We start from the raw sequence: 12,356 nt of genomic DNA on the forward strand, positions 1-12,356 counted from the left end.
ATGTTTGTCATTTCGCTTCGCAACTGCGGCGCTACGTCCTTTATGGCCAAGAACAAGGGCGTCCGGATCGTTGTCACCATTGAGTGCACCGAATGCCGGTCCGTTCCCGCCTCCGAAAAGCGTTCTCCCGGTGTGTCCCGCTACACGACCGAGAAAAATCGTCGGAACACCACAGAAAGGCTGGAACTGATGAAGTTCTGCCCGCAGCTCAACAAGATGACTCTCCATAAAGAGATCAAGTGAGCCTGCTGTTCATCCAGTTTTCCAATCGTTTCTGATTCATGTCGAGCTCCTTCTTCAAGAAGCGCCTTTCGCCAATCAAGCCCGGCGATCCCATCGATTACAAGGATGTGGATCTGCTGAAGAAATTCATCACAGAGCGCGGCAAAATTTTGCCCAGACGCCTCACTGGCCTCACTGCAAAACAGCAGCGTGATCTCACCAACGCTGTGAAGCGTGCACGGATCGTTGCTTTGCTGCCTTTTGTGAATCCCGAGGGTTGATTCCTGGCCACTACTGACTGCAAACCGGGAGATCTGGTCGGCATCAGCGACCTCAAATCATCTCAACTTGCAGTTGTACTAGCCGTCCAAGGCAGCAAACGTCGTTTGAGTGTTGGTTTTCGAGGCAAGGAACAAGTCGTTCCAGCCCGGACCATCGAGTTGATTCACCCCCAGCCTGGCGACGTAGATCCGTCGTCCCGGTTGGGGGTTTTTCCATGGACTTTCGACGAGGAGGATCTCGTTCAAGCCAGTCCCAACTGTCGCGACTGGGGCGAAGCATGGGTCTTAATACGTGAATCAGAAGAGACTATTGATCTCACTGGATTCACGGAGCTGGCTTGCGGCACTGATGCTGCGATCAGCAAGGCTGCCTGTTGGCTTGCTTTGCATCGAGACCAGGACTTTTTCCGTTTGAAACAGGGAGTGATTCAGGCCCGGTCTGCTTCTGAGATCCGCAGCCGTCGTGCTGAACGGCGCATGCAGATCAAGGCTGAACAGCAAAGCAAACGATGGATCCAGGTGTTGAAGACACGTCAACCCGTGGTCTTCCACACGCTTGATTCTCTCCACCAGACATGGATCAAGTGCATGCAAGAGCTGGTTGGCGAAGGCGATGAAGGCGCCCAACTCGATGCTCAGCTGTTGCAGTCACTGAAAACCGCGCGCGTCAATGCCAACGCCAGTGATCTCCGGCATCTGCTGATTCAGCTTGGCCAGTGGGATGAGCATCAACCTGCCTCGATGACGGGCACACCCTGGAGCAATGGTTTCAGTCAAACGCTGCTCTTTGATGCCAGTCAGCTGGTCGACAACAGTGAGGAAATGCTTCCGGGAGATGAACACAGGCATGACCTCACGGCTCAGGCTTGCGTCACCATCGATGATGCGGAGACCAGTGACATCGACGATGCGATTGCTCTGGAACGTCGACAAGACGGATCCGAACGTCTCTGGATTCATATTGCCGATCCAGGACGCTTGGTCCCTGAGGGGTCACCCTTGGATCTCGAAGCTCGACGCCGTGGCAGCAGCCTTTATCTGTCGCGGGGCAATCTTCCCATGTTTCCGCTTGAGCTTTCGACAGGACCCTTCAGTCTCAGAACCGGGCGTCGCAATGCTGCCTGGAGTACCTGGGTCGATCTCGATCAACACGGTGACATCAGTGATTTCGGAATCCTGCGCAGCTGGGTCACCCCGCGGTACCGCCTCACCTATGAGGATGCCGATGAATTAATTGATTTCGCTCCACCTGAAGAGGCAGATCTTTCGGATCTGCATCAACTGCTGGAACGCCGTCGACGTTGGCGGACAGATCAGGGTGCACTGCAGATGGACCTGCCAGAGGGTCGTATCCGATGCCGTGATGGTGAGCTGTCCGTGCAGGTCACCGAGCCTGGTGCTTCAAGGACAATGGTGGCTGAGGCCATGATCCTCGCTGGAGCCGTTGCTGCCCGGTTCGGTTCGACCCACAACTTGGCATTGCCCTATCGCAGTCAGTTACCCGCCGACCTTCCTTCGGCACATGAGCTTGAGCAGCTACCGGATGGAGCCGTTCGATTTGCTGCCATCAAACGCTGTCTGAGCCGTGGACTGATGGGAACTCAACCCTCACCTCATTTCAGCCTTGGCCTCAACGCCTATGCCCAGGCCACCTCGCCAATCAGGCGATACGGGGATCTTGTTGTGCAGCGCCAGATCGCCGCTGTGATCAACGCTGAAACCCCGCTCAGCGAGGAGTCAGTGCAAGAGCTGATCGACAGCTTTGATTCAGCTGTACGCGAAGGGCTCACCATCTCAAGGGAAGATCAGCGTCACTGGCAACAAGTCTGGTTCGAGCATCATCAGACCCACCAGTGGCCGGTGGATTTCTTGCGCTGGCTGAGACCTCAGGACCGGTTGGGGTTGGTTCGTCTGGATGATCTGGCCATGGATGTTGCCGCTGAGTGCCCTGCCGGAGCGATGCCTGGAGATGGTCTCGTGCTGAAAGTCGATCAGGTTGATTCCCAGTGTGATCAACTCAGACTGCTTGCCGTAGCGCGTTGATTAGCGCAGTGAAGTGGTCCGAAACCATCCTCCCCATGGGTTGTGGGTGCCTTGAACCATGACGCTTATCGGCTTGTCGAGCGTCTGAAGTCTTGCGTTGACGGCTGGTTCCAGCGTGATCAACTGACAGGACTCGGCGTCCTCGAGTTGAATTCTGTAGGAACCTTCATCGTCTGGAATGACCTTGGCATGCATTGATCTGCCTGATTCCAATGTCTCGGGAAGGGCTGCTGCCAGTGGCTTGCGATCGAGGGCTGCTGTCTGACGCTCCAACCACTGACTGTGATGCCAGGCTGTATCCCAGAGCGGTGCGACTGCGGCTGGTGCCCTGTCGTCTCCGATCAGTCGATTCTGCAGGCTGCGCACCGAGAGTTCAGAGGGTTGCAGGTTTGATTCCACGGCGAGAGCGGACGCTGCTCCTGCAGCTTGGCCAACGTTCATGATCAACGGCTGCAACCGAGTGGCGCCATTGGCCATGTGACTCGTGCTGAAAGCCTTATCCGCCATCAGCAGATTGTCGATGGCCTCACTCAGCAGGGCTCCGAAGGGGATGCAGAAGGGTGTTCCTGTCCAGCGACCACCCCAACGGCAACTTTTGGGAGCCAATGGCCAGTCATCGCCGGGGTAGTGATGGTCATTGGCGTAGTTGCCCACCGCAATCGACTGCAGCAATTCACTGTCATTGACTGGTGGACCAGACATGCACACTCCTTCTGTCAGGGGGAGTAAATCCTGTTCAATCACAGTGGTGCGGCCAATCATCCGTCGGCCTTCACGCCAATACGGCATGGCAGCAATCCAGGGAGCAGGGCTTGCTGCACTGCTGGGAAAGGCCTGGCCAAGTTGCAGCCATCCATCAGAAGCTTTGCGCAACGCATCGGCGAAGCTGAGACTGTGCTGCTGCATCTCACTGAACAGCAATGCTTCTTGGCTGGCATCAGCGAGGAATGCTCGTTCCAAACCCCGATGCCAGTCATTGCCGTGCAATGGCCAATTGAGCATCACCAGTCCTGACGGCAAGCGGCCATAGGTGATGGTTTTTTCCAGCCCGAATGTGTCACAGGCACCCTGAAAGGGGGCAGGCAATCGTGAACCGGATGATTGATCCACCTGCTGGAGAGGATCCCCGAGCTGATCGCTCTGAAGTTGGCCCATCACCACCCAAGTGGGGGACTGAATGGGTTGATCTCGGAAAAAGGGTTCTGTGCTGAGACGTTGCTGCGAGGGAGCACTGGGTTCCTGCCACTGTTCCTGCGGCTCCCAACCGAAACGAAAGGGAGCATCCGCCAAGGGCAGCAGATCACCTCGATCGCTGCCGTCGATCACAACGCGGCAGTTCACCCTGCGGACCTCTCCCTCCATCTCCACGCGCAAGCCCGTGATCAGAGAGCCCGCACGCTCGATGTTCAGCAGCTGACAACCAGGCCACCAAAGCAATCTGGTCTCCTGCTGCAACCAGTTCTGAAGAATGGTTTCCGCTGTTCTGGGTCGATAGCCGAAACAGCTGACCCAGTTCTGATCGAGTCCTTCTGGTTCGCCTTGTTCCAGTTCACGCAGAAAAGCTCCCCATAGCCCCGTTTGCCATGGGCTGAGTTCATTGCCATCTGGACAGCACACACCGGCAGCACTGACCATCCCGCCTAACCACGGTCCTGGGGTGAGAAGCAGGGTGGAGGCACCGCCACGGGCCGACTGAATCGCAGCTGCCGCACCGCCAGTGCCCCCTCCCCAGACCAGCACGTCCACCGAATCAATGTTGACGGTCATGATCCTTTCCGTTCCTGGATGAGGCCTGCAGCTGAATCAGATCTCACTCATTCGCATGCTCCAGGCAGCGGGGTCGCAAGATCAGGGACCCGGAAAGAGGGTCGTTAAGATCCAGCCCCAGAGCAAGGGGCCTAAGGAGAGCGCCGAAGCGATGACCTACAGCCTCACAACACCGCTCTATTACGTCAATGCCAAGCCACATCTAGGCAGCACATACACGACCATTGCCTGTGACGCTTTGGCGCGTTTTCAGCGCCTTGAGGGACAGCAGGTTCTATTCGTCACTGGAGTCGATGAGCATGGTCAGAAGATTCAGCGCACGGCTGAGACTCGCAAGATCAGCCCACAGGCCCACTGTGATGAGATCAGCAGGGAATACATGGATCTCTGGTCAGAGTGGGAGATCAGTCACGATCGTTTTGTGCGAACCACAAGCGAGCGCCACCTGCCCTTAGTTCAGGAGTTTTTCCATCGCTGTGAAGCTGCAGGTCACATCCGCACAGGCCATCAGGAGGGCTGGTACTGCGTCGACTGCGAAGAATTCAAGGATGATCCTGCCAATGCAAAATCACCGAGCTGTCCAACCCACCAGAAGCCCCTTGAATGGCGTGATGAAGAGAACCTGTTCTTTTGTCTCTCCAAGTTTCAGAAGCCAATTGAATCGCTGATCGCAGAGCCTGGGTTCATTGCACCGGCGAGTCGTCGAAAAGAGGTTGAAAACTTCGTAGCCGGAGGTTTGCGTGATTTCTCAATCTCCCGTGTGAATGTGTCGCATGGGCTTCCGGTTCCGGGCCATTCCGGGCATACCTTTTATGTTTGGTTTGACGCACTACTGGGCTATCTGACAGCTCTTCTGGATGATGGAGGTTCAGTGGATCTGGATCGCCTGAGCAGTGCTGGCTGGCCCGTCAGCGTGCACGTCATCGGCAAAGACATCCTGCGTTTTCACGCTGTTTACTGGCCAGCGATGTTGATGTCGGCAGGTTTGCCGTTGCCTAAGAGCGTCTTCGGCCATGGCTTTCTCACCCGCGAAGGCCAAAAAATGGGCAAATCTCTGGGCAACGTGTTGGACCCTGAACTGTTGCTTGAGCGCTGCGGTACGGATGCGGTTCGTTGGTACTTACTCCGCGACATTCAGTTCGGTGATGACGGTGATTTCCAACAGCAGCGGTTTGTGGATCTGGTGAATAACGATCTCGCCAACACGATCGGGAATCTGCTCAACCGCACCTCGTCCATGTCCAGGAAATGGTTTGGCAATGGCTTGCCTGCTGTTGCTGAGACAGTTCGCGACGACCATGTCCTTCGCGGAAAGGCAGAGCTGACGATTCAGCAGGTTCGGACGTCAATGCCGGAGCTCAATTTTCAAAAAGCAGCTGAAGCGGTGCTTCAACTGGCAATCGACACCAATGGTTTTCTGAATGAACAGGCTCCCTGGAGTCAGATGAAGCAACCAGGCCAGGAAGTGCAGGTTGGTGAAGATCTTTATGCCGTTTTGGAATGTTCCCGGATTGTGGGCATTCTTCTGCAACCGATCGTGCCTGATCTCAGTCAACGCATCCTTGCTCAACTGGGTCTTTCCCCGATTTCCGGATCGTGGATCGACCATCTGAACTGGGGAAGGCTGGTTCCCGGATCACCTCTGCCCAAACCGGAACCTGTCATGCAGAGACTCGAGCTCGAATCACCACTCTGATGACCTTGATCAATTCAACAGGTCGCCTGCGCGGTGCTCTGCTCATCACTCTCACACTTCTGACAGGCTGTGTCAGTGAGAAACCGGTATCAACAGTTCAGGCACCACCCTTTGTCTTTCGCTCGCTGAAACTCGAACAGAAGACCAAGCAAGGACTGATGGACTGGAGTTTGAACAGTCCTGAAGCCCGTTATGAGCTCACTCGTCGTCTTGTGCGTGCCCGACAGCCTGACGGTGTTCTCTACAGGAATGGCAAGCCATCATTCAGTGTGAAGTCTGATCTGGCTCTGGTTGTCAACGATGGCGAACAGATTCTGCTTGAAGGTGATGTCAGGTTGCAGCAACTCAAAGGTTCCAGACTTTTGATTCAGGGAGATCGTCTGCGCTGGCGTCCGCAACAGGGGATTCTGCTGATTGAGCAGCGTCCGAGGGCTACCGACAAAGAATCCAGAATTAGCGCTACCGAAGCACAGCTTCTGCAAACCACGAACGATCTGACCCTTAAGGGTGTTGTCAAACTTGAGCGCTGGTCCAAGGACTCCGATCCATCCAAGCCGGATACAACACTCAGAACCGGTCCGGCCGAGTGGAATCTGGATACCGGTTTACTGAACGCCGAGGGGCCTGTACTGGCACAGCGACTTGACACGGAAGGAACGGTGCTTGAGCAGCTTGAGGGCAAGACTCTTCAAGGCAATACACGAGTGGGTGACCTGAAGGTGATGGCTCCGGTGATTGTGCGGATGCCACGTCAAAAAGGCGTTCTCACGGCACAGGACACCACTTGGAATTTCCGAACGCAGATCGTGCGTAGCGAGCAACCCTTCGAAGCGGAACTCGACCGCACAAGGATCTTTGGCAATGCGTTTCAGGCTGAGCTGGACGACAGCACAGTGATGATCAATGGTGACTGCAGGATTGAACAGCCCGGAGAGGCGCTCGATGCGACCACCTGTCGCTGGAACTGGAGCACTGAGGAGGTCCTCGCAGAGGGAAACGTGTTCTTACAGCGCGACGCCAATGACCAGTTGACCCGTGCCAGCAAGATGAAGGGTCAGGTTGGTGAAAATGGCAGGATCACCTTCACTGCTCCGGGTGGAAAAGTTCAATCTCAGGTCAGATTCCCTTCGGATCAATCTGAGGATCAGAGTCCTCGACCGAGGAAATCAGCTCCAGTTGAGTTCTGAGCCTTTCTGCCCAACCCGCCAGCCATCGTTCATCAGAGCGTGTGAAGCAGCGCTCTGACCAGCCACCCAACACAATCCAGCCACGCTCTCCAAGGGGTTGAACCATCACCGCTGGCAGACCAGGCAGAACAGCATCAAATTCTTGCCGACCAGGGTAGAGAGCGGTTCGAACCAGTGACACCAGGGCCTGCCGATCCGTACTTCGTCGACAGATCTCACCAGGCGAGAACGACTCCTTGGTGATCAGACCTCGTCTCAGTAGCACCGTTCCGTCCCAGTTCACCAGGATCGTTGCCGCCGAAGTTGCCGTCAGGAATTGATGGCTTCCCCAAGCCAATTCCGTGCGCAGGCTTTCGGATAGTCCGGCGGCGATTTCGAGACCTTGCTTGCCCTCGAGCTTCACGGCCTTGGGATTACGTGGAACCGCTCGGGTCCAGAGCACCGCCACAAGCATCAGGCCAACCGCTGCCATACCGGACAGCACCTCTGCACGCTGCAGAGCCGGAGTGAACGTTCCTGCTGTCAAAGCATTGAACACAGCCAGCCCCAACACCAACAGTCCGGAGATCAGACAGAGTCGTGCAGAACCTGGCATGGTCTCGAGAATCCTGCGGTCAGAAGAGCTCACTCTTGCTCAAATGGGGCAGCACTGACCAGTGGTGATGACGGACGCAGAAGCTTTTGCCTCGATCGCACTCGCTGCGGTGGCCTGCGACGGCACCCTCGGTCGTGAGGAAGCCCATGCCCTGCGACGATCACTGGAGTACCGCACTCCTTACAAGGACCGCACGGAACAGGAGATGGGCGCCTTGTTCGACCGGTTGTTGGTCACGCTGCGCGAACAGGGGGTCAACCAATTGGTCACTGAGGCATTGCCAGCACTCACCTCCATTCAGCAGGAGACGGCACTGGCCGTGGCCGTTCAACTCACCCATGCCGATAGGGATGTTTCGCCTGCAGAGCAGAAGTTCCTCAACCAACTCTGCGACCGACTGTCGCTTCCTGACGGCCGTGCTGTGGCGGTGATGGAGGCCATCATGGCCCTGCATCGGGACAGTCTTTCCTCCTGAAGGCAGACTGTCAGCACAATGCTCCTGACCATGAAGCGTCTGAACCACCTCGTCGGAGGGATTCTGTCTGCTGTGCTCTGTCTGTTGCTCGCTGTTCCAGCAGCGGTGGCTGTTTCTGCACAGGATTTCCCGCTGTCTCTGCCTGTTGATGTCGTCCTCGATTCAGCCGATGTACTGAGCAGAGCCGGCAGAAACGAGATCAGCACGCGTCTGCAGGAGCTTGATCAGTTCCATGTCGATGCCCGCTTGGTGACATTGCGACGACTCGATTACGGACTCAGCCTGTCCGGTTTTGGGGACGAACTTCTGAATCGATGGAGCCAGGAGTCCAACCTGACTGATCGCCCACTGCTGATTTTCCTTGAGGAAACTCAGAGCAAGCAAGCGACGGTGGTGGCAGCTGATGAACTGCTGGAGCAGCTACCAGAGTCCCTATTGCGCAGCACGGGACGGACGACCATGAGCCAACCGCTGCGAGATGGCGATCGATTTCGCCAGGCCACCCTCGACGGAGTCAGCCGAATCGAAGTGGTCCTCAATGGAGGTGAAGATCCTGGCCCACCCGTGCAGCTTGAGCGTGTCTCCAACCCCACCAATATTCCAACTGCTGAGGAGACTGGAGAAAGCAACGCCTTCACATGGGTTGTCGTTCTTCTCGTCGTCGGCACCATAGTACCTATGGCGACCTGGTGGATTTTCTCCAGCTAACGACACGATGGCAGGACGTAACTGGCTTGGGACCTTCGGTGGAACCAAGTCATTCAATGTGAATTCAGAACTGGATCGTGGTTACGAAGCCGCGCTTCTGATTCAAAGTCTTGAGCTTGAATATTACGGTGACAGGCCTATTCGTCCAGACTTGGAACTCTCCGTTCCATCAACTGTTCAGGCCACGATCCTTCGCAAGTTCAGGGCTGCCATCAACGTCTGCCGCTCATCGCTTGACAAACTTGAATATCAACGTGCGCAATTTGACACCCAGGAACTTAGACAACTTCAACTGATTGAAAGTGTTGTTAATCGATATAGTCCCAGGCGAGCAGCTTCTGCACCAACGATCAGCAGAGCCCCTGATCCACTGCCCCGGTCTTTGCTGGGTATCTTCGACACATTGCGCCGCCAGCTCAATCCTGCTGCAGAAGCCACGTTGGTGGCAGGTTTCCGACGTCGTAGAGATTCAACTCTGATCTCGCTGAAGGTGCTGCTTCTGCTGATTCTTGTGCCGTTGTTGGTCCAGCAAGTGAGCCGCACGTACATCATTAGCCCTGCGGTTGATCACTTTGCTCCGGACCTCCCTTTTCTCAGTTATCCCAAGCCTCAGCTTGAGGAGCAGGCCGTTGAGAAACTAAGGGTCTTTAAAGCTGAAATTGAATTTGATGCTCTTCTTCGCGGGGATTCAATTCCTACCCAGGAGGAGCTTCAACAGAAACTGTCTGCAAAAGCCGAGGAATTGAAGGAAGAAGCTGATTCGGAAAGCACGCATGCCATTAAAAATGTTTTGGCGGATCTAGCTGCAACCGTTGCTTTTGTTGTGGTTTGTCTTTTCAGTCGCGAAGAGCTCAGGGTGCTTCGTGGATTCTTTGATGAAGCTGTTTACGGACTCAGCGATTCAGCCAAAGCTTTCGCAATCATTCTCTTCACCGATATTTTTGTTGGATTCCACAGTCCTGAGGGCTGGACTGTTCTTTTGGATGGAATCGCCAATCACTTTGGTTTTCCAGCACGAGAGAACTTCATCCTTCTCTTCATCGCCACGTTTCCGGTGATTCTTGCCACCATCTTTAAGTATTGGATCTTCAGATATCTCAACCGTGTCAGTCCCTCCTCCGTGGCCACACTGCGCGGTATGAACGGTGGTGGCTAAGCCCTTGCAGGGCTTGGTCCTTGTCACCGGCCCAAGTCGTGGTGGAAAGAGTCGCTGGGCGGAACATCTTATCGCTCAGCACAGTCCTATCAGTTACGTCGCAACATCCGATCCACGCCCTAACGACAGTGGATGGCAGGAGAGACTTCGCTTGCATCGTGAGCGACGGCCCTCGGAGTGGGACCTGATCGAAAGCGGAGCCGATCTGTCAACAGCTCTGGACACCATTCCTCCCAGTCATACGGTTCTTGTGGATGCTCTGGGAGCCTTTACGGCGTGGCATTTGGACGCATCTTCTGTCGACTGGATGGAACTTGAAGCAGAGCTCATCCACAGCCTTCAAGCGCGACAAAGGCCCGTCGTTGTCGTGATCGAGGAGACAGGATGGGGAGTTGTACCTGCAACAGCCATCGGGGGCCGATTTCGCGATCGCCAAGGTCGGTTGGCCCAACAGCTTGAAACCATTGCCTCAGCGAGTTGGCTCGTCGTCCAGGGACGAGCTCTTGACCTCCATGCTCTCGGTTATTCAGTACCGGATCGATGACGTTGAATTCCACGCCCTTGCGGGTTGCGCTGTTCGAACCGAGGATCCCCCCGAACACAGGCACCATCGGGCGCACTTGCGCAGCATTTGGTCTGCCGCTCGCCCTGATCGAGCCCCTTGGTTTTTCGATTGACGACCGTCAGCTCAAACGCGCTGGCCTGGATTACTGGCCTTTTATTGATCTCTCTGTCCATCAGGATTTCGAGCACTTTCTTAACAGCCTGCCCAAACCATCGCGGTTGATCGGCTGCAGCCGTCGCGGAGGGCAGACCCTTCAGACCATCAGTTTTCAAGAAGGCGACGTTCTGTTGTTCGGACGCGAAGACATCGGTCTCCCAGATCCGATTAGGGCTCAGTGTGATCAAATTCTCACGATCCCGATGCCCTGCAGCGCTGCTGCCGACGGCAGTGGTGGTGTTCGCAGCCTGAATCTCTCCGTCGCCTGTGGAATCGTGAGTTATCACGCAGGATTGAAGCTTCAGTTGTGGTGATTGGAGATCTGCCACGAAAGCCCTTGCACAGTTGTGTTCCGCTCGCTACTTTCGGCAAAATCCCGGGTCGTGGCGGCTTCTTCGGGAGTAATTTTCAAGCATGCCTGAATGAAGCCCCTCTTCATAGCTGTTACCGCAATTACTTCCAGCACTGCGCTGTTCGCGGTTTCCCAGCTTTCAGGGTATGCAGATTCCGACCACTACAGCGCTCAGCAGCTTTTTACTGCACTTCCAAACACATCACCTCCTCCTAACCCAACGGCATTGATCTGGGTTCAGCTGGCAGCAGACAGCGATCTGAGTGTGATTGCCAGAGAGCTTGATCTTTCTCTGATTGAACTTTCAAAGCTGAATGAGCAATCAGCTTCAACGATGCTCAAAGCTGGCCATTGGCTTGTTCTTCCTGAACAGAGTCGTAGTGAAGTTGCTAGCTCCTCCCGATTTATCGATGGTTCACTTCGCACAACTGCGCCTCTGAGTTCTCCTCCAATTCCGAAGGATGTGGTCGAGATCCAATCAGATCAGTCCTTGTCCTCTTTCATCAGAGACCATGGCATCTCGCTTCAACAACTCAAGGATCTGAACCCTGGTGTTCAGCTTTCGAGAATGTTGGCGATTGGTAGCAAAGTTCGAGTCGCCAAAGCACGACCCTTGCTGGGAATCCGTCCACTCAGATCCGGAGGAGCGAGCTGGCCTGATCTTCCTGGCTTCACTGGATCTGAGGCCTTTGACGCTTCTCAGTCGTTCATCTGGCCAACCAAGGGTGTTTTCACCTCCGGCTATGGATGGCGATGGGGGCGTATGCACAAAGGAATCGATATCGCCAATAATGTCGGCACACCGATTTTTGCCGCCAAGGATGGTGTGATTGCCTTCGCCGGTTGGAGCAGTGGTTATGGCTATCTCGTTGAGATGTCTCATGGTGATGGCTCAACCACGCGTTATGCCCATAGCAGTCGTCTGCTAGTCAAGAAAGGCCAGATGGTTCCTCAGGGCACGCGTATTTCATTGATGGGCAGCACTGGTCGAAGCACAGGCCCCCACCTGCACTTCGAGATTCGTCGTCCAGGCGGTGCTGCTCTCGATCCGATGGCCATGCTTCCCGCCCGTCGTGGTTGAGCAGAATTAACGACCTTCCTGTATTTAACCAGTGATCAAATGAGTATTTATTTGATCAATTTAGACTCAATG

Annotated in this window: 13 protein-coding genes; 11 read left to right on the forward strand and 2 right to left on the reverse strand. The window is 55.2% G+C overall.

Annotation, left to right across the window (positions count from 1 at the left end; genetic code table 11):
• Window positions 1-42 precede the first annotated feature (42 nt).
• The 3 genes from rpmG (at window position 43) to SynMITS9220_RS06300 (ending at window position 2,546) form a co-directional block, all read left to right on the forward strand.
• The gene (gene rpmG, locus SynMITS9220_RS06290; protein WP_066907761.1) at window positions 43-243 is read left to right on the forward strand and encodes a 50S ribosomal protein L33; all 201 of its coding nucleotides are present in this window, start codon (window positions 43-45) and stop codon (window positions 241-243) included.
• Window positions 244-281: 38 nt separating this feature from the next.
• Window positions 282-503 carry a 30S ribosomal protein S18 gene (gene rpsR / locus SynMITS9220_RS06295; protein WP_006041316.1) on the forward strand — a complete coding sequence of 74 codons (222 nt, stop codon included), beginning with the start codon at window positions 282-284 and terminating at the stop codon, window positions 501-503.
• Between the two features lie 201 nt (window positions 504-704).
• A complete protein-coding gene (locus SynMITS9220_RS06300; protein ID WP_370594382.1) occupies window positions 705-2,546 on the forward strand; it encodes a ribonuclease catalytic domain-containing protein in 1,842 nt (613 codons plus the stop codon).
• On the opposite strand, the gene SynMITS9220_RS06305 is transcribed toward SynMITS9220_RS06300, so the two are convergent.
• Window positions 2,547-4,313, reverse strand: a complete 1,767-nt coding sequence (locus tag SynMITS9220_RS06305) for an FAD-dependent oxidoreductase (protein ID WP_186991604.1) — start codon at window positions 4,311-4,313, stop codon at window positions 2,547-2,549.
• A gap of 151 nt (window positions 4,314-4,464) precedes the next feature.
• On the opposite strand from SynMITS9220_RS06305, the gene metG reads away from it, so the two are divergent.
• Entirely contained in the window at window positions 4,465-6,009 is a 1,545-nt protein-coding gene (gene metG / locus SynMITS9220_RS06310; protein ID WP_186991607.1) for a methionine--tRNA ligase, read from the forward strand.
• On the forward strand, window positions 6,009-7,196 hold the full coding sequence (lptC, locus tag SynMITS9220_RS06315) for an LPS export ABC transporter periplasmic protein LptC (RefSeq protein WP_186991609.1): 1,188 nt from the start codon (window positions 6,009-6,011) through the stop codon (window positions 7,194-7,196). The genes metG and lptC overlap by 1 nt, the downstream gene beginning before the upstream one ends.
• Here the strand turns inward: lptC and SynMITS9220_RS06320 are convergent.
• Window positions 7,126-7,791 carry a cofactor assembly of complex C subunit B gene (locus tag SynMITS9220_RS06320; RefSeq protein WP_186991952.1) on the reverse strand — a complete coding sequence of 222 codons (666 nt, stop codon included), beginning with the start codon at window positions 7,789-7,791 and terminating at the stop codon, window positions 7,126-7,128. The two genes, lptC and SynMITS9220_RS06320, sit on opposite strands and share 71 nt — an antisense overlap.
• Window positions 7,792-7,858: 67 nt before the next feature.
• Between SynMITS9220_RS06320 and SynMITS9220_RS06325 the strand changes: the two genes are divergently transcribed.
• From SynMITS9220_RS06325 to SynMITS9220_RS06350, 6 genes are all read left to right on the forward strand, one after another.
• On the forward strand, window positions 7,859-8,266 hold the full coding sequence (locus SynMITS9220_RS06325) for a tellurite resistance TerB family protein (protein WP_186991611.1): 408 nt from the start codon (window positions 7,859-7,861) through the stop codon (window positions 8,264-8,266).
• A 30-nt stretch (window positions 8,267-8,296) separates the two neighbouring features.
• The gene (gene psb32, locus SynMITS9220_RS06330; RefSeq protein ID WP_186991614.1) at window positions 8,297-8,974 is read left to right on the forward strand and encodes a photosystem II repair protein Psb32; all 678 of its coding nucleotides are present in this window, start codon (window positions 8,297-8,299) and stop codon (window positions 8,972-8,974) included.
• 7 nt (window positions 8,975-8,981) lie between these two features.
• Complete coding sequence (gene pxcA, locus SynMITS9220_RS06335; RefSeq protein ID WP_186991617.1) at window positions 8,982-10,130, forward strand: proton extrusion protein PcxA; 1,149 nt, start codon at window positions 8,982-8,984, stop codon at window positions 10,128-10,130.
• Complete coding sequence (locus tag SynMITS9220_RS06340; protein WP_255483258.1) at window positions 10,123-10,674, forward strand: bifunctional adenosylcobinamide kinase/adenosylcobinamide-phosphate guanylyltransferase; 552 nt, start codon at window positions 10,123-10,125, stop codon at window positions 10,672-10,674. The genes pxcA and SynMITS9220_RS06340 overlap by 8 nt, the downstream gene beginning before the upstream one ends.
• A complete protein-coding gene (locus SynMITS9220_RS06345) occupies window positions 10,671-11,165 on the forward strand; it encodes a tRNA (cytidine(34)-2'-O)-methyltransferase (RefSeq protein WP_186991622.1) in 495 nt (164 codons plus the stop codon). The genes SynMITS9220_RS06340 and SynMITS9220_RS06345 overlap by 4 nt, the downstream gene beginning before the upstream one ends.
• A gap of 108 nt (window positions 11,166-11,273) precedes the next feature.
• Window positions 11,274-12,284, forward strand: coding sequence for a peptidoglycan DD-metalloendopeptidase family protein (locus SynMITS9220_RS06350; RefSeq protein WP_186991625.1), 1,011 nt, complete (start codon window positions 11,274-11,276; stop codon window positions 12,282-12,284).
• Window positions 12,285-12,356: the final 72 nt, after the last annotated feature.

Source organism: Synechococcus sp. MIT S9220, assembly GCF_014304815.1.
In the GTDB taxonomy this organism is placed as follows: domain Bacteria; phylum Cyanobacteriota; class Cyanobacteriia; order PCC-6307; family Cyanobiaceae; genus Synechococcus_C.

Bases quoted from the DNA above. Each gene is read 5' to 3' on its own strand.
- rpmG (WP_066907761.1), top strand. From the start codon at position 43: ATGGCCAAGAACAAGGGCGTCCGGATCGTTGTCACCATTGAGTGCACC.
- rpsR (WP_006041316.1), top strand. From the start codon at position 282: ATGTCGAGCTCCTTCTTCAAGAAGCGCCTTTCGCCAATCAAGCCCGGC.
- SynMITS9220_RS06305 (WP_186991604.1), bottom strand. From the start codon at position 4,313: ATGACCGTCAACATTGATTCGGTGGACGTGCTGGTCTGGGGAGGGGGC.
- metG (WP_186991607.1), top strand. From the start codon at position 4,465: ATGACCTACAGCCTCACAACACCGCTCTATTACGTCAATGCCAAGCCA.
- lptC (WP_186991609.1), top strand. From the start codon at position 6,009: ATGACCTTGATCAATTCAACAGGTCGCCTGCGCGGTGCTCTGCTCATC.
- SynMITS9220_RS06320 (WP_186991952.1), bottom strand. From the start codon at position 7,791: ATGCCAGGTTCTGCACGACTCTGTCTGATCTCCGGACTGTTGGTGTTG.
- SynMITS9220_RS06325 (WP_186991611.1), top strand. From the start codon at position 7,859: ATGACGGACGCAGAAGCTTTTGCCTCGATCGCACTCGCTGCGGTGGCC.
- psb32 (WP_186991614.1), top strand. From the start codon at position 8,297: ATGAAGCGTCTGAACCACCTCGTCGGAGGGATTCTGTCTGCTGTGCTC.
- pxcA (WP_186991617.1), top strand. From the start codon at position 8,982: ATGGCAGGACGTAACTGGCTTGGGACCTTCGGTGGAACCAAGTCATTC.
- SynMITS9220_RS06345 (WP_186991622.1), top strand. From the start codon at position 10,671: ATGACGTTGAATTCCACGCCCTTGCGGGTTGCGCTGTTCGAACCGAGG.
- SynMITS9220_RS06350 (WP_186991625.1), top strand. From the start codon at position 11,274: ATGAAGCCCCTCTTCATAGCTGTTACCGCAATTACTTCCAGCACTGCG.